We start from the raw sequence: 17048 nt of genomic DNA on the forward strand, positions 1-17048 counted from the left end.
GACCACAGCAGTTCTACGCCGGCGGCTCGATTTCCAGCTCCACAATCCGCTTCTCCATATACTTGGTATCCTTAAAGGCATGATAGGTTTCAGCCTTCTCCACGATAACGGAAGCATTATACTCTGGTATGCCTGCAAACGGCTCATATACTCCTTTTGGAAATAGACTATTTCCTTCGGGCCAATACAACTCGATATTGCCTGGCGCAATATCCGCTGGTTTCGCCCTGCCATGGAAGCTCCCGCTTCGGTTATATACAACAATCGCATCACCTTCGGCGATCGCAAGCTCCGATAAATTCGCTTCATTCATCAGCACGTCGTAGCGTCCTGCATCGTTAAAAGCATCCTTCTCGCCATAAATCATAGAGTTAAACTGCTTTCCGCGCCTTGTCGTTGCATAGAAATGCCCTTCCGGTATACGCAGCTCTGGCAATTCAATGGGCAGCAGGCTGCCCTTCCCGTCAGAAGTTGGACAAAAACCACCCTCGCACAGCCACGCCCCGCCCCATTGGAATACGTCTCCTTGATTCCGCAGCAGCTCTACGCCCTCATAGTTCGGTGAAGCCATCGCAATCTCTTCCCTCACGGCAGCAGCATCTTTGAACGTGATAGCCGCTTTGAGCTCCGGCCTAATGCGTGCAGCTAAATCCGCATAGATTTGCCACTCCGCACGCGCTTCTTCGATCCTCGGCCCTTCAATAGTTGGCGAAAAATAAACCATTCGCTCCGTCGAGGTTGACGTACCTCCGCCTGGCTGTTCATACCTTGTCATGGCAGGCAGTACGATAACCTCCTCCTGCGCATCTACAAGTGTCGAGCTGTTCAGCACGATATCCTGATGCACCCGCAATTCGACGCTCTCTAAGCAGCGCTTCACAAAATCAGGATCAGGCATCGTCTCGATAAAATTGCCGCCTGATGTATAGAACAGCTTCAGCTTACGATCGGCATGCTCCTTCAACATTGCATTTTCAAGCGACACGCCTACAATGTCCCCTTGCCAATCCGGCAGCTTGAAGCCCCAAAGCTCCTCTAAACGGCGGATATCCGCACCTTTGAACTCACCGCCAGGCAGACTAAAGGGGTCAGCCCCCATTTCGCCTGAGCCTTGAACGCCGCTATGGCCGCGAATCGGCATCAAGCCGCAATGCTCCCGCCCGAGAAAACCGCGGAGCAGCGCAAGATTGGCAACCTGCGAAATATTGTCCGTTCCGAATCGATGCTGCGTCAGCCCCATGCTCCATACGAATACGCCTGACTTCGCCTCGGCAAGCAAAGCAGCGAAAGCCTGCATCCGCGCTCTCGTCAGCCCCGATGATTTCTCCAACAGCTCCCAGTCCTGCTGCTGAATATGAGCCCTCAGCTCCTCGTACCCCTTCGTATGCGCGCTTACAAAAGCATGATCAATCGCTGAGCCTAGCTGCTCCTCCTCCATCTCAAACCAGCATTTCATGACGCCGTGCATGAAAGCAATGTCTCCGCCGATATTCACCTGATAGAAATCGTCTGCCAGCTTCGTGCCAAAGAGAGCTGATTCCGGTATAGAAGGTATCCAGTAGCCCTCCATTGCCGGCTCGCGATAGGGGTTGATCACGATGATTTTGGTACCCTTGCGCTTAGCTGCGTACATATACTTGGTCGATACAGGCTGATTGTTCGCTGCCACACTGCCCCAAAAAACGAGCACATCCGTACCAATCCAGTCCTTATAATTGCAGGTAGAGGCACCTACCCCAATAGAGCGCTTCATCGCTGTTTTGGATGGGGAATGGCAAATGCGGGAGGCGTTGTCAATATTATTTGTCCCAATGAGCCGAGCCGCCTTTGCAGCCACATAATAAGATTCATTCGTTATCCCGCGCGCAGTTAAATAAAACGCCATTTGCTTCGGGTCTATAACCCTCGCTTTGGCAGCGATGCGGTCCAGCGCCTCATCCCACGAAATTCTGCGAAAGCTTCTTTCTCCCTTGCTTCTTATAAGGGGGTAAGGCAGCCTTCCCAGCTTGCGCAATTGCGTGCTATCGAGCTTTCGCAGCTCCTCAATATCGCCATGCAGCACATCTGCTTTGATAGCAGGCATCGTATTTAGCCGCAGGACGTTCAATCTCGTCGTACAAATATGAGGGCCATCCAGCGTCTGATCATATAAACCAGACACGCCAAGCGCACAGCCGTCACATACACCCTGCGTCAAAATCCGATATGCATACGGCAAGCTGTCTCGGTTATCCCACGCTACCTTGAGCGTATCACGAATATGATGCGGCTTAATGCGTCCTAGCCCAAAAGGTGCTTTGCTCACCCACAGCTTAGGGTCTGGCAGCCTCGGCAGCTTGATCGGTCCTGTATGCAATGTTTTCTTCATTAATGATTCACCCCGTTAATGATCATTATGGAACGATTGCCATTCTACTTACTAAGCTACCACAAATGAGTAAGCGCATACATTTTATATTTGAAAATAGATGCAAACCGAGAAGCCTTCACATCAATCACCCTATCAGCTAACCTATATGCAGCTTTAGGAGAAAGCTGTTGCCTCCTCCTGTTAACCCCTGTTGTCACCGCCATCAGAAAGGCTTTATAGCTGCTTACCTGTCACCTTCAACATACTTCTATAAAGGCAGCACCTGCACCGCTGCTTGCTTCCCGCTTACTTGTATGCCGGATTGTTTCTTGCCGCTCTCCTCCAGATCCTTCAGCATGCGCTCCAGCAGCTCCTTCGCCTTGGGGCCTTCCTTGCCTTGAATTTTTACAACGAGCTGCACGCCGTTGCCTAAACCAAGAAGCTTCGCTGCCTGCCGCAGCTTCGTATCATAATCATGATCCTCTATATGCGCGGTCAAGCGGAGCTCTTTTATTTTGCTAGGCTGCTCCTTTACCTTTGCCCCGCGCTTCTCTTGGTCAGCCTGTTTCTTCGCTTGCCCTTTGGCTACCAGCTTGCATGGCGGAGGGCTGCTCATAAGCGAGGTGCAGACCAAATCCACTTTCAATTCCTTTGCTTTTGCCAGCGCTTCATCACGCGAGACAATGCCTAAATCCTCGCCTCGCAAACCAGTCAAGTGCACCTCGGAGGCGCGTATTTTTTCATTCATAATAACCATCGATGCCATATCCGTTAATCGCTCCCTTGCCGTGAATACGGAAAACAGCAGCCTTCACTTGCGAAGCCGCTGTCTATTCCTTCCTCTATTATACGCTTTTATTAGATATCCAGCGCGGTTTGTTTATGTGTTTTTCCACTAATGCCGCTCTCTGCACTTCGCTTCGCTTCGGCTTCATCCCGCTCTGCTCTGCGCAGAAACTTTTGGCCTCTCCAGCGAATTAAAGACAATATTCCGCGGATGTACTCATCTAAGATCATGCAGGCATATATCCCGATCAAGCCCCAGCCAAGTTGAATTCCCACAAAATAAGCTAATCCCGTCGCAATCAGCCACATCGAGAATACCGAAGTCCACATCGTAAACCGGGTATCGCCTACCGCATTTAATGAATTGCCGAGCGCCATATTGATCATTTTGCCCGGCTGCAGCAGTAGATTCATCCCCAGCAGAGACACGCCTAGCGCTACGATTTCTTTGTTTTCAGTAAACATGCCTAGCAGCTGCTTGCCAAACAAATAAATAAGAAACGCGTTAACCGTTACCACCGCAAGTCCAATCCACATCGCTCGAAAAGCGATATGGTACGCCTCTTTCACCTTGCCTGCTCCAAATAGATGGGCAATCTGAATTTGTACTGCCAGTGCAATCGAATAACCAAGCATGAAGCAAAAGGACTCCAACGTATTCATATACGTCCGTGCCGCCAGCTCATTCGAGCCGAGAATAGCCAAAAAGGTGAAAATAAGCAGCTGCGTAAACACCCAGCAAGACATATTCACGCCAAGCGGCCATCCAATACGAAGAATTTCGCCAAACAGCTTACGATTAAATACATTAAAGTCACGAAGAGCAATCGTACGTTCAAAAGAGCTAAGGAACATGATGAACAGCACAATCGTAGCGAGCAAGCGGCATAACACGGTTGATATGGCTACGCCCATCAAGCCCCATTTTGGAAAACCGAATGCCCCGAAGATGAACGCATAGTTGAAAAAAACATGCACAACGTTCATACCAATTGCTGTATACATAGGTCCCTTTGTATTTCCCGTATTCCGAATCGATGTGCTAAGCGCCGACATCAATGCAATCAATACCATTCCGCCGCCGACTATCGAAATATACGTCTTTGCCAGTGGAATCAAATTTTCTGGAAGCTGCAGCACCGCAGCGATCTCGCCTGGAATGAGGATGAGCAGCCCGCTAAGCAAAAGCCCAATGATGGCACTTACTTTCACCGCCATTATCGCGATTGTGCGAGCATCCTCGCCATTTTTAGAGCCTATTTTTTGTGCAATGAGTATGCCCGCTCCACTCGCGACTGTTATAAATAAAGTCGTCAACGCTTGAAACAGCTGGTTAGAGAAGCCTACTACCGCTACTGCATCATCCGATATCCGGCTCACCATCAGCGTGTCCGCCGCACCGAGCAAAAATTGTAAAAACAGCTCTATGAATATTGGCCACGCCAGCATCCAGAGCGAAATCTTTTTGTTAGATAAAGCCATCCTGTTGTCCTCCTGCATCGGCTGCCTAATAGCGGCCGTATCCGTTGTCTTATCATCAATCGTCATATCAAATTATAGATGCTATACTGAGCTTGATGTATCACTTTTACAACTGAAACTATAACGATTCAAACTTCAATATTTGAAGGAGAAAATCCTAACATGACCATCATTCATATGACGATTCCACCGCTGCCGCATTATATCATTGGGGGGTATACAGTTGCCCCTTCTGGCCGCAAGCATCCAAGCAGATGCAACATTAATGTGTTTGATTTGCTTGTCGTAACGCGGGGCTGCTTATACATGGGAGAAGAAGATCAGCATTATGAAGTAAGCGCAGGGCACGCGCTTATTCTCAGGCCGGATGCCCATCATTACGCAACGCGTGCATGCGAGGAGCAGACCGCTTATTACTGGATTCATTTTCAGACGACTGGGATGTGGAGTATAACAGATCAATCCATGCCTGAGGTACCGCCTGACAGTTCCAAATCTAGAATACTCAACACCAACATTTATACGGCACAAACCTTTGCCAAACAGCTTCCCCAGTTTGCTAAACTGCTGCAGCCCTCCAAGATGGACAGTCTGCTGCGCCAGTTGGTTCAGCTTAATATGAATGATCATATCCCCAGTGTAAAATGGAAGCAGCAGCTTGTATTCCAAGAGGTTATCGAGCATTTATCTGCATCGATGGAAGCGGAGGGGCCTTCTCCCTCTATTTTGTGCGCAGAGCAGGCTGCTTCCTATTTGCGTGAGCATTATCGTGATAGCATAACCGCGCAGGAGCTGGGAGACAGCATTAACTTTCATCCCGTTTATATCGCAAGATGCATGCAGAAAGAGTTTGGCTGCGCGCCATTCGATTACCTCATGCGTTTCCGGATTGAACAAGCAAAGCTGCTGCTGCTTCAAACGGATCTGCCTATCGCCCGCATTGGAGAACAGGTCGGCTTTAATCACGCTGCCTATTTCACCTCTTGCTTTGCCAAATACGAGAGCATATCGCCGCGCAAATATAGACAACGATTTTCTCATGGGTAAGGATGGGGGCATTCCCGCCAAAACATTACACCGAATATCAGACTTTCCCTTCGACATCAGTCCACTTGCCTGCTTGCTCATAAAAAAGGAACGGCTCCCACTAAGGGAACCGTTCCTTCCTAAAGCCCTATTGATCAAGCACCGGATGATACATCACTACCGCTTACAGCAGCTGTACTTCGCTTCTTGCCCCAGCCTGTAAGCCACTTGCCTAACCGAATGGATGGCAGCTCTATGAAATAGTAGCTTAGCGCCCCGGCTCCGAATGAAGCAACAAAGGCGAGTATCACAATAAACGTTGTTTCCAGCTCGCCATTCAGCAGATGGATGAGCGACAGCAGGATAATCATATGATACAAATAGAGACTGTATGAGATTTTCCCCAAAAACAATAACGGCTTTCGCTGCAGCTGCCTCGATAAACGAACGGATGATAGCGCTGTAATAATAAAGATCGAAGCGCCGATAGCCGTCATCCAATCACCGCTGTGCGGCATGAGCATGTCATGGAAATCCTCGCCATAACCGATCCATTTGAACGAATAGAAGCACAATCCGATAATCAGCATCAGCATGATCCGCCAACCATGCAACCGTGAAAATGCTGACTTCAGCTCTTTCTGATATTTGGCAAGCAGCGCCCCTATAATGAAGAAAGAGGCATAATGCAGCGAGATCACAAAGTTCGTCATATATTTCGTTTCAAAATTTTCAAGCATAATTTCAGCACCAATGGATAAGACAAGTGCCAGCGGCAGCCCTACCTTCCAGCTGCTTTTTACAATGATGAACATAATAAACGGGAACAACAACGAGATGCGCATTTCATGAACGAGCGTCCACAAAATCGGATCATACCTCGTCGTATTGTAGTTTCCTACAAACAGCAAATGATGAATGATTGAGGTCACATTAGGGGGGTTCACCCACAGATTGTTATAATAGCTCGTCAAATTCGTCAGCTTCGATACATAGACGATTTCCCTCATTAATATGGCGATCAGTAATGCGACGAGAAAAGGAATGTAAATACGGCAAATCCGCTTAATTACATATTTTGAATAGGATTGCTGGCGGTTGCTGAAAAACGGCAAGGAAAGTACAAACCCACTGAGCAGAAAAAACATAATGACCGCTTCATGACCGCCCCATATCGCATGCAGCGGCGTGTATTTAAACAGGTTAAGCGGGTAATCAAAAAAGCTGAGATCCGACGTATTTTGCGCAATAGGCGCAAATACCAATAAGAAATGACCAATCATTACGGCTAATGCCGCCAATCCCCTAAGTGAATCTAATTCCTCATAGCGCTGCAAGCTGCAATTCCCCCACATTTACCGAATCTATATAATGTCAAAGACGATTATAATGGATAGCAGCCTGCTTTGTCCGCAACTATTTTCGCACACCGCCCGTATGCTGAAAATGATTAATTAGAATAACTTCTATCATCAATATTGAGATCGATTCCGTGACCTTGAACGCCACAGTTTCACCACTCCTAAGATACACAAACAGATGAGCAATCCCGTACATCCACCTACAAAATCAAGCAAAACATCCGTAGCGCTGCCCGTACGCTCGTCAGAGCCTAATTGATTCCATTCATCCATAGCCGGGACAGCAATGGCAACCATCAGTGTAAGTATAATGGATAGGAACCAGCGTCCGCGGGTCAATGCTCGCAGGAACATAAACATCAACGCAGCAAAAGTCGCATACACAAACAAATGTGCGCCCTTTCGAAACAAAAATTCGATAAAGCTATAAGGCCGATCATGTGAATTAACGATGCTCGTTCGATAGGTAAGCGTAACATCCGGCAGCCATCTCACGAGCTGATCGTATGTAAAGTGACTGCGCAAAAACGGCTGAATACTTTGTTGTTCATAGGTTTGGGATGAAAATAGGAATAAAAGCCCGAGCCACCCTACTAATAATAGCCCCCACAGAATAGTCGGCTTCCATCTAGCAGGTCTATACATATTCAATTGCACCTCCTGTAAAGCAACCAGCTTCCAATTTATTATCCCTCTATCATACTTGAAAAAAACACTCAAACAAAATGCGAGCATAGGAGTCCTAAATTAGGCATGCCAAAAAACGGCTTGCTCGCAAAAGTGAAGCAGCCGGCGGCGCTGAAATTTTTAACTGAGAAATAAAGAAATATAATCCATCAATTATCAATATAAATGATATAAAAGTCCTATTTCAATATAGTCAATAAGCCTAAAGTTTGGTATTATAACTAAAAAGAAGTGAAATGAGGGCGATAGACATGTCTAGTTATTTAATGTTTACTGAGCTATCAACGCCATTGAAATGGTTTGGAATTCGGATTTTCAAGGATGAGAACGGCAGCTACTGGTATAAATACAAACAAAATAAACGTAAACGTATTTTTAAATAGAGCTATCGTCATCTAATAATGTACGTGATGCACAATTTTCCTCATTCATGCAGCCTCTCTCAAATCTTACGCAATCATAGCAATTAAGAACAAGATCAAGCGCCCTGCTTGCTCCCAACACTTCATCAGCTTGATAAGACTGGCACACTAATAGCTTATCGATCATTTCCTGCCGCAGCAGCTCAATCGTCTGCTCTAGCTTTATTTTGTGTAGAACAGTATTTCTATTAATGGTCCCTCACCTCTCCCTGAGCATGCGTATTACGAACGGTATCACCATTTAGTTCCTCGCTATACATATTGCTTATCCTTCTCATCACTTGACTAGCCGCTGCAAAATCGCCATCTTTTTTATAGCTATCCGCGAGTGATTCAACAAGTCCCAGCAGCATGTATTCCAGCCTGCTTCGTTCCTGAACCGCCCAGTTATCGTACAAGCCTGCGAGCATTTCTTCTACAGGATAGACAAGCAATTCTTTAATAAGAATAAATTTCCTTAATGCTCTTTTCTCCATATGAGCTTCTTCAAGCGACCGAATCCATTTCAGCAAGTCACAGACTACAACCGCGTTCAGCTTAACATGGCTGCGATTGGCAACAATCGGATTCGTCCCCGCCGTATCGAACAATCCTTTTAAATGAGAAAGACTAACTCGCAGCAAATTACTTGCTTTGCTAATCTCTGCATGTGGCCATAACGCATCGCATAACTGTTCTCTGGTCGGGTTCGAGTAAAACATTAAATAAACAAGCAATCTCTTCGCATTACGCTGCTGCCAGCCACTCGATATTTCCTGTCCATTAATAAATACACGAAACGCCCCAATTAGCTTGACCTCGAGCAGCACATCCTTGCTTGGAGTACTCTTATAGGCATCGCCAAACATTTTAATCGCATCGATCCTCATTAACCCAAGCAGCGGATCACCGACATGAGTACTCTCCGTGCCACTTAAAGGGTTGGAGAGGAAATCTAATATCTTCTGAGCAGCATAGGTCTGATTATCTATAAACACCAAGCTAGCTGCATCAGGCACCGTTACCGAAAACGCATTCGGAATAAACTGCGCCGTAATCTTCGACATATAGGATGGATATATCGTATCTTTGTCCCCCCCCATAACGAGGCAAGGCTTATTAATTGCGGATAAGTCATCCAAAGGATTCTCGGCTGCAAAGAGCTCAATTAATTTAAAGTACACATCCATGTCGCACTGCAAGTACGCCTCTTTTACCCATCTTGTCTCTTCCCTATCCTGAGGCAGACAGGTCACTAAACTAGCCATCTGCTCCGCCAGTGCAGCTGCCACACCGTTCTCAGCATAGCTCCGGCGCAGCTCAACCGAACGCTCCATTGCCTCAGGAGGATAAAATCCAATCGTCGAAATAAGAACAAACGACTTCACTCGCTCCGGGCGGTTCATTCCATACCTTGCAGCAAGATTACCGCCAAGTCCATGACCGACCAAATGTGCTTCCGTTATGCTATATAAGTGGAAAATGTCATCAAGATCATTGCAAAGCAGCTCCCATGTTAACTGAGAACCGTCATGTGATCGCTCCCCATGCCCGCGCAAATCATACCGTACAACATGATACCGTTCAGTTAGCACAGCAGCCAGCGGCTCCCAGACACGAGCATTTAGACCTAGACCGTGTAAGAGTACTACAACTTCAGCATCAGGATCAGAAGTGCACTGATTGAATTGGTAGAACAAATTAAATATGTCCATAGTCCCCCTACATTACCACTACTGTATGATTTTAGGTTAGTCTGTAATGCTAGTGTAATGCAAATTTTAGTACTATGGTAGTGGCTTTGCTAGTGAAATGAGTCATTTTTTTACATTTTACAACAAATTCTTGTAAGGGGAGACAAAAAACATGCAAAACAAGATGTTCAAAAGCGGCTTTCTGCTGTTAATGATCACTCTGCTTGATTTGGGTAATCCTTTTCGTGTTAAAATATATCAGGAATTGGATTGGAAAATTCATTATACATTTTTAATCTGCATGACCACCTACAATAAGCTGAACGTACCGCTAACGACTTACAAGCCTTAAGATTTGTATTTAAGGAAGTGTGGGCTAAATGGGAGCCCTTATCCCCTATAGCTGCAACTGATTTCTTATAACTAAGATAAATTATAAATAAATGCAAGCAGATGCATGTATCACTTCATATAATTGTAAGGATAACGCAAAGCAGGGGCAGAAGAAGTCGTCGCGACCTCTTCTGCCCCTGCTCTAATTTTACAAAAAAGAAGTAAAAACTCCTATTACATCAAACCCTCTGCAATAGCTCTTCCTGCTTCAAGCTCCTTGTTAAAGGCTTCTCTGTAGGAAGCAAGAACGTCTGTGCTATACCCATTCGTCGTCAACTTAGCTTTCGTATCAGTCATGATAACTTCAAATTTTGCAGAGCAATTGTCTACTTCTTGAAGTCCTTTAGCTTTAAGCTGAGCTTGAAGCGTCTTATCCGTTGCCGCTACATACTGCAATCCAATATCCATAAGAGTTACCTTGCAGCTTTCTTTCAGCGCAGCAAGCTTGTTCTCTGCTTCTGCCGTAATTTGCTCATACGTCGGTTTAACTGGTACGCCACCACCGCCGGCATTACCCGTACCGCCTGTACCACCAGAGCCTCCAGTTCCGCCACCCGTGCCTGGAAGAACGACTCCGCCGCCACCTTGCTCAGCTCGATATGCTGCTGACTCACCGCTAACTGTTTTCGTCACCGGATCGTAGCTAATCTGCGTGCCTACTGATTCTGACAAGAAACGAATGGGCACATAGATCGAGCCTTTATAGGCATAGAGGGATTGACCAGCCGGCAATGCCTTCGTCTTACCATTAAACACAAGAGTTGCATTAACTGGCTGTATCGCAATTGTAACGCTCGTTTGCGGCTTCTGGCTGCCCGTAGCGGCACTCTGCAATTGTTTCTTCAGCGCAGCAAGCTCTTTCTCTGTTGGCTCGGAGATCGTCGCTTTCGCACCATCCCAATTTACTGTTTTTAGCAGCGCGTAAGAAATATAACGAATCGGTACATATGTACTTCCTTGATAAATAAATGAATATTGTCCATCGGGCAGTTTAAGTGCTTGTCCATCAAATTGCAGCTTAATGGGCTGTGTCTTTGTCTTAATCGTTTCGGTTGCTGCGGATGCAGCGGTTGCAAGTACGGATGACAACATCATTACAACCAGAAAAATAGATAGAATACGTGACTTTTTCATAGAGCCTCCTCAGAATAGTAAAGCTTACTTGTTTAGCGAGTTTGCAATTACTGCAAGCGCATTGGCTCTAGCACCAGCCTTCGCACTCTCGTATTGCGCACTCCAATCCGGAAAGCTTTGCTCACCTAGATCAGCTGCTTTATACTCGCTCTTGGCATTGCTTATTAATTGATTGAACCTGGCATCACAATCGGCTTCCGCAGAAAATACCTTATTCAGGTATTTACTTTGAATAGTAGCAAGCGTAGCTTCTTCATCACCGCTAAGCTCTTTCGCAATCTGCTTAACCAAGCTATTGCTGGTTGCTTGACACGAGGACTTCAGCTTTTCCAGCTTTGCTGTAACCGATGCATCAATCTCTTTTTTCTTCTGGGACTTATTTTCGGAGTTTGTAGATCCCTTATCCGGCTTTTGTCCCTTGTCTACATTATTAGACGCTTCATCTGGCGGCAAAGTTGCGCTCGGACTAGGTTTAAGGACTTCATCTGGCTGCGTCGTTGGAACTAGACCAGACTCTTGTGAAGGTGTAGCATCAGGTTCTGAAGTCTGATCTGTCTGATTAGTAGATTGTTCATTGGGCTGCTCCGTAATATTCGGCGACTCTTGTCCAGAATTACTATCTGCAGCTTCTTCAAGACGCCCATTCAATTCATCTACCTGATTTAACTTCGAATAGAGACTCATGCTTCCATAAATAACAATACCGATAACAACGAGAGCACCTGCGATAATCATTAGTGTTTTGTTCGTTTTTTTCATTGTTTTGGTTTCATATGAGCCATTAAAGAAGCAATGATTGCATATGAATCTCCTTCTTAGATTTTAAAATAAAAAAGCTGACGCTTCATAGTGACGGGGCGTCAGCTTGCGGATATAGCGTTTTCAGACCTGTTAACGACGCCCTACGTGCTAGTTCATGAGACAGCTGCTAGTTTATTTTTGTGATAAACAATTCTCAAATAAATCTCCATGCGCTTTTTCTCATCTAAGCAATCTTCCCACAGCAATTCATTGAATCCCATACAGAGCTGATGCCATTCACGTACAACGTTTGCGCGCATGAACATATAATAACCTCCATGTTTCCACATAAACCACGCGGGAGGCACGATATTCGGTAGCTGGCTGGCAGTCTTTTAAAAGATAAGCCCCTGTAGCTTTGCGTCACCACTTTTCAATGGTTTTGCCTTTATCGTGTGGGTTATGCGGTTGTTTTGTTTAATGGTATGGTAACAAAATTGCGGGAGTGTGTATAGGGTTTAGATCCAATTCCAGCCATAATATGACAGAAATGAAACCTCTATTATTTTTCGAGGTTTTAAAAACCCTTCAGACTTACTTATCCCATCTTCAAAACACCAGACTCCTTATATAGGCCTCAGCTTACTCCCTCAACGACCTTAATGAAACCTTCAGTTTCAGGAATATTACTATCATATAAACTATGGTGGATTTGGTACAAATATTCTCCTGCTTTTTCTATATCAGAATGATTAACGGAATCTGTTGAAACAAAGCAAATTATAAATAGATTTGCCACTTTTCAAGTAAGTGAGGGCCACCTCTTTGGGATTTTCGATCCATTCCCCGGATAAATCAAAACTATAATCAAATCGGTTTCCAACTTTTGTCAAGCCAATGAACTACATTTAATCATATTGTTCCCGAGAAGTATATAATATTACTTTCAGAAAAGTTGTCTATAGTAATTATTTTTAAAAAACTCATACTACCATTTACTTTCTAAGGTGAGTTAGGGTTTTTCTTATCACAGTTACACCCAACCATTGTCCATTTGATACTTACAATAATGAGCTGTTGCAAAGTAGTATGTGTACCCTACTCTACATTTATATAGTGTTTATTTCATAAAGTTAAAGTTACTTCTTTCTTTATTTCTTTCTCAGTCGTCTTTATTAAGTACTGTAAGAATTCTTCTCTTAAATCATTTCTTTTAAGTGCAAAATCCACAGTTGCTTGTAAAAAACCTTGCTTATCGCCTACATCATATCTTCTTCCTTCAAAGATATACGCATACATAGCTTCTCTCTGAGCTAGCTCCTTAAGAGCATCTGTTAATTGAATTTCTCCACCCTTACCTGGTTCAGTATATTCTAGAATTTCAAATATGCTCGGAGTAATGACATATCGACCTAGTATGGCTATATTAGAAGGAGCATCTTCCATTCTTGGTTTTTCAATCAACCCTTTGACTTTGTAGACTTGATCCTCAATAAGCTTTCCTTCTACAATCCCATACTTACTAACATCTTCTTTTGCAATTTCCTGTACCCCTAATATTGTAGTTTTATACTCACCATATATTTCCATCATTTGTTTTAGACATGGCTTACTATTTACAACAATATCATCACCTAGCATAACAGCAAATGGTTCGTTTCCTATAAAACTTTTAGCGCAGTAAATGGCGTGCCCTAATCCCTTAGGTTCTTTCTGACGAATATAATGAATGTTTACCATATCCGATATGCTTCTTACTTCTTCCAATAAATCAAGTTTCCCCTTAGCCTCTAGTTCAAATTCTAGTTCAACGGATTTGTCAAAATGGTCTTCTATACTCTTTTTATTTCTACCTGTAATTATAAGGATTTCTTCAATACCAGACTCTACTGCTTCTTCGATAATATATTGAAGTGTCGGTTTATCCACTATAGGTAACATTTCCTTAGGTTGTGCCTTCGTTGCTGGTAAGAAACGTGTTCCTAATCCTGCTGCTGGTATTATTGCTTTCCGCACTTTCATAGTATATTCCCTCCCCCAATAAAATAATTTCTCCCTCTATCTGTCTTGTTCTTCTATTCATAATATTTTATCTTCTTATTAAAAAAATTTTGTTTAATAGTTTTTTACGTGGAGCTACCGATGTTTTATCAATTACTAAATATACTACTCAGTTTCTTTACTTAGCGACGTTTCCCAGAGTAAGCTGTTTATAATCAAAAGAAACTTTGTGCGTTGTAAATGATAAATCCTGATATAGTTAAGGCTAAAAGCACACTTACGTCATTTTCTTCCTCTGCTTAATTGAAATAATCGTAATGATAAAAGAAAATACTTAATGAGTTAGATCTAGCTCACGTGGTTCAAAAACAATGTTAAAAAATTTAATTATAGTAACTTTTATGTTATTAACAGATTTTGAAATTTAAAAACTACTACCCTTTACCTTTCGAAATTGATTTATAATGTTCTTCGTATCTTTGAAATATATCCATATAGTTAAAATCAAGTTAATTATTATAAATAATATATATTTTGTATAATCAAAATTAATATATGTAACTAACATAAGTGAAATTATAATAAACTGATATAACAGTTTGAAATCTTTTGTAATATTTTCATGTTTTCTAATTATTGATTCTAGAATAACATTCATTAAATACAATGAAATAATTGTGGTAATTGCATAATACGAAAAGTCTAGATTCAAATAGAACACAATTAAATTCAATAAAAATGAAACCAAAAGTATCACTGTATTAACAATCAGTACTGTCTTGCTTTTACCCAAACTATTCATATGCGGCCATAACCTAAGTGAATAATGTATCCTAAGAAAAACAACAGGAAAAAGCAAATAGAAATATTGAAGAGAATCACTATATTTAGGAATTACAAGATTAATAATAGGAGAAAAAAGTATAATGCATATACTTGAAATGCCTAACATAACATCCAGTATTCCTCGTGAATAGTTGTAATAACCCAGTCTGGATTCAATACTCATTTTCATAATAGTGGGAAATACAACCACATTAACCGAATTCAAAACTGTTAAAAATATTGTGATAAGACTATATGCAAACGAAAACATAGCATATTCATATGTATTATTTGATCTTTCAATAAACATTCGGTCTGTTCCAAGAATTAAAGTACTTATAAAATAAGCTAACACAATTGGAAATCCTATTTTAATTAATTGTTTAACATCAATTTTCTCTCTATTGTTTCCAGTCTTAAATATATCATCCTTTGTAGAAAAATAACCAATTATTATTTGAATCGAATATGCTAACATCATTGCTAGGATTAATATTCGATAGTCTTTATAATCCAGGATAATCATTATGCCTAATGCTAATACAGTTATTAATTTAATTATTAAATTTGAAAAAGAAATTATTTTATATTTACCGCATAAAATCAGTATTTGGGCCATATAACCAGAAATATTTACAAGTGGTATTGATAATATAATAGCTAAATAGTATATATTAATATTTCCAATAGATAAGCTGATTAATATAAAAAACACAGTGATTATTATTTGAAAACAAAAAAACTTGAATAGTAACCCTTTAAAATTTATCCCCCTTAATTCTTCTACCTTATATTTGCTGAATTTCAGTAACAGACCATCTGCAATTCCTAAATGTAAAATAGGTAAAAAACCAATATAAAACATATATATTCTATATGAGGAATAATCTTCAACAGTTACTGTTTGAGGGATAATAAAGCCTATTATGATATTTAATAATATTCCTACTATTGATGAAAAAAACAAAGTAGCTATTTGCATCACTTTCACATTTTTCAACATATAATCATCTCATTTTAATATAATTTTCACATCCAAGAATATATTTAAAAATTTCAATATATTCTCAATATCATCTCTCTCGTTCTGTTTAACTCTAATAGCATTAAAACCTTCATTCATCCGATCAAATATCTCATAGTAAAGTGGAGATAAATTCCCACTTATTAATGTTTCATTGAATTTTCTCATATCTTTTCCATAATAAATATCGTCTGTGTTGATTTCGTTTTCTAGTTCAATTGCTTTTTCTTTATTCTTTAATTTTCTCAGTTTCTTATAAAAGTTAATTACACTAGTTAAATAAATATTTTCCCTATAAACACTACCTACCCTATGTTTAATAGCTCTTTTTATAATTTTATGTTTGTTTTTAGTAGGAATCAATTTATATTTAGGTGTATATTTATCTTTTCTCAATCTTGATAAAAACCTATTAATTAAAAAAAATGGCACGGTGTATACATCCATTAAGTACATTAGGGTTCTTAAATTACCATTAACAACATTATACTTACCTAATTTGTTGTTAATATAATTTTGTTCATGCACTCTATATCTTGCAATAGGATAAATAGATATATGAAAATTTAAACAGTCATAACTTTTATCATTGAAGTTAACCCAAAATGGTGTATTCCACAATAAATAATTATTATAAGAGTATTTTTCAAACGCATCTCTTTTAATAAATGCAATATCATTAAGTATATTTATCCCATACAATAAAAGCATTCTTGTTAATGTTACTTGTTTATTTGAAAAATCTCTAACCTTAACTATTCCTGTTACATTATCATCTTCGTCAATAGTAATAATATCACCTTTTAATGCGTCACACTCAGATAACAACATTTCATTAACAGCATTACTAATTGATTTATCATCATAAAATAAATCATCACTATGCAATATATAGATAATATCGCCAGTAGAGTTATTAAATCCATTTATTACAGCATTTAACTGATCGGAATTTTCTTGAAATATGTATATAATACGTTCATCATTTAATGACTTAATAATCTGTTCAGTTTCATCTGAACTTCCGTCGTTTACTATAATAAGTTCAATATTTTTATAATCTTGATTTAATACTGATTTAACACTCACTTCTATTGAATCCGCATCATTATAAGTTGGCATTATCACTGAAACTTTCATTAA

At 41.3% G+C, this 17048-nt stretch carries 16 protein-coding genes and 1 riboswitch; of the genes, 3 read left to right on the top strand and 13 right to left on the bottom strand.

Annotated features, from left to right (window positions below):
* Positions 1–13: 13 nt before the first annotated feature.
* The 3 genes from ACIFSR_RS05775 to ACIFSR_RS05785 form a co-directional block, all read right to left on the bottom strand.
* Positions 14–2368 carry an FdhF/YdeP family oxidoreductase gene (locus ACIFSR_RS05775; protein WP_430055666.1) on the bottom strand — a complete coding sequence of 785 codons (2355 nt, stop codon included), beginning with the start codon at positions 2366–2368 and terminating at the stop codon, positions 14–16.
* A gap of 250 nt (positions 2369–2618) precedes the next feature.
* Positions 2619–3107, bottom strand: a complete 489-nt coding sequence (gene infC / locus ACIFSR_RS05780; RefSeq protein WP_430056199.1) for a translation initiation factor IF-3 — start codon at positions 3105–3107, stop codon at positions 2619–2621.
* A 101-nt stretch (positions 3108–3208) separates the two neighbouring features.
* A complete protein-coding gene (locus tag ACIFSR_RS05785; protein WP_076268448.1) occupies positions 3209–4618 on the bottom strand; it encodes an MATE family efflux transporter in 1410 nt (469 codons plus the stop codon).
* Positions 4619–4780: 162 nt separating this feature from the next.
* Here ACIFSR_RS05785 and ACIFSR_RS05790 point away from each other — a divergent pair, with 162 nt between their 5' ends.
* A complete protein-coding gene (locus ACIFSR_RS05790) occupies positions 4781–5665 on the top strand; it encodes an AraC family transcriptional regulator (protein ID WP_430055669.1) in 885 nt (294 codons plus the stop codon).
* 134 nt (positions 5666–5799) lie between these two features.
* On the opposite strand, the gene ACIFSR_RS05795 is transcribed toward ACIFSR_RS05790, so the two are convergent.
* Positions 5800–6981 (bottom strand): acyltransferase family protein, encoded by a 1182-nt coding sequence (locus tag ACIFSR_RS05795; protein WP_430055672.1) that lies wholly within the window; start codon positions 6979–6981, stop codon positions 5800–5802.
* A 135-nt stretch (positions 6982–7116) separates the two neighbouring features.
* On the bottom strand, positions 7117–7650 hold the full coding sequence (locus ACIFSR_RS05800; protein ID WP_430055674.1) for a VanZ family protein: 534 nt from the start codon (positions 7648–7650) through the stop codon (positions 7117–7119).
* 293 nt (positions 7651–7943) lie between these two features.
* Between ACIFSR_RS05800 and ACIFSR_RS05805 the strand changes: the two genes are divergently transcribed.
* The gene (locus ACIFSR_RS05805) at positions 7944–8075 is read left to right on the top strand and encodes a hypothetical protein (RefSeq protein ID WP_256710911.1); all 132 of its coding nucleotides are present in this window, start codon (positions 7944–7946) and stop codon (positions 8073–8075) included.
* Here ACIFSR_RS05805 and ACIFSR_RS05810 read toward each other — a convergent pair.
* Positions 8068–8307: an aspartyl-phosphate phosphatase Spo0E family protein gene (locus tag ACIFSR_RS05810; protein WP_430056201.1), complete on the bottom strand. Its 240-nt coding sequence runs from the start codon at positions 8305–8307 to the stop codon at positions 8068–8070. The genes ACIFSR_RS05805 and ACIFSR_RS05810 overlap by 8 nt on opposite strands.
* Positions 8303–9808 (bottom strand): alpha/beta fold hydrolase, encoded by a 1506-nt coding sequence (locus ACIFSR_RS05815; RefSeq protein WP_430055676.1) that lies wholly within the window; start codon positions 9806–9808, stop codon positions 8303–8305. The genes ACIFSR_RS05810 and ACIFSR_RS05815 overlap by 5 nt, the downstream gene beginning before the upstream one ends.
* Positions 9809–9959: 151 nt before the next feature.
* Between ACIFSR_RS05815 and ACIFSR_RS05820 the strand changes: the two genes are divergently transcribed.
* Positions 9960–10139 carry a hypothetical protein gene (locus ACIFSR_RS05820; protein ID WP_430055679.1) on the top strand — a complete coding sequence of 60 codons (180 nt, stop codon included), beginning with the start codon at positions 9960–9962 and terminating at the stop codon, positions 10137–10139.
* Between the two features lie 215 nt (positions 10140–10354).
* On the opposite strand, the gene ACIFSR_RS05825 is transcribed toward ACIFSR_RS05820, so the two are convergent.
* The 6 genes from ACIFSR_RS05825 to ACIFSR_RS05850 form a co-directional block, all read right to left on the bottom strand.
* Positions 10355–11314, bottom strand: coding sequence for a copper amine oxidase N-terminal domain-containing protein (locus ACIFSR_RS05825; RefSeq protein WP_430055682.1), 960 nt, complete (start codon positions 11312–11314; stop codon positions 10355–10357).
* A gap of 24 nt (positions 11315–11338) precedes the next feature.
* Positions 11339–12073 carry a hypothetical protein gene (locus ACIFSR_RS05830; RefSeq protein ID WP_430055685.1) on the bottom strand — a complete coding sequence of 245 codons (735 nt, stop codon included), beginning with the start codon at positions 12071–12073 and terminating at the stop codon, positions 11339–11341.
* 155 nt (positions 12074–12228) lie between these two features.
* Complete coding sequence (locus ACIFSR_RS05835) at positions 12229–12381, bottom strand: hypothetical protein (protein ID WP_430055687.1); 153 nt, start codon at positions 12379–12381, stop codon at positions 12229–12231.
* 46 nt (positions 12382–12427) lie between these two features.
* Positions 12428–12512, bottom strand: a riboswitch (cyclic di-GMP riboswitch).
* 668 nt (positions 12513–13180) lie between these two features.
* Positions 13181–14077 carry a UTP--glucose-1-phosphate uridylyltransferase GalU gene (gene galU, locus ACIFSR_RS05840; RefSeq protein WP_430055690.1) on the bottom strand — a complete coding sequence of 299 codons (897 nt, stop codon included), beginning with the start codon at positions 14075–14077 and terminating at the stop codon, positions 13181–13183.
* A gap of 403 nt (positions 14078–14480) precedes the next feature.
* Positions 14481–15884 (bottom strand): oligosaccharide flippase family protein, encoded by a 1404-nt coding sequence (locus ACIFSR_RS05845; protein WP_430055692.1) that lies wholly within the window; start codon positions 15882–15884, stop codon positions 14481–14483.
* A gap of 9 nt (positions 15885–15893) precedes the next feature.
* The gene (locus ACIFSR_RS05850) at positions 15894–17045 is read right to left on the bottom strand and encodes a glycosyltransferase (RefSeq protein ID WP_430055694.1); all 1152 of its coding nucleotides are present in this window, start codon (positions 17043–17045) and stop codon (positions 15894–15896) included.
* Between the last annotated feature and the right edge of the window lie 3 nt (positions 17046–17048).

It is taken from the genome of Paenibacillus sp. NRS-1760 (assembly GCF_050467785.1).
GTDB lineage: Bacteria > Bacillota > Bacilli > Paenibacillales > Paenibacillaceae > Pristimantibacillus.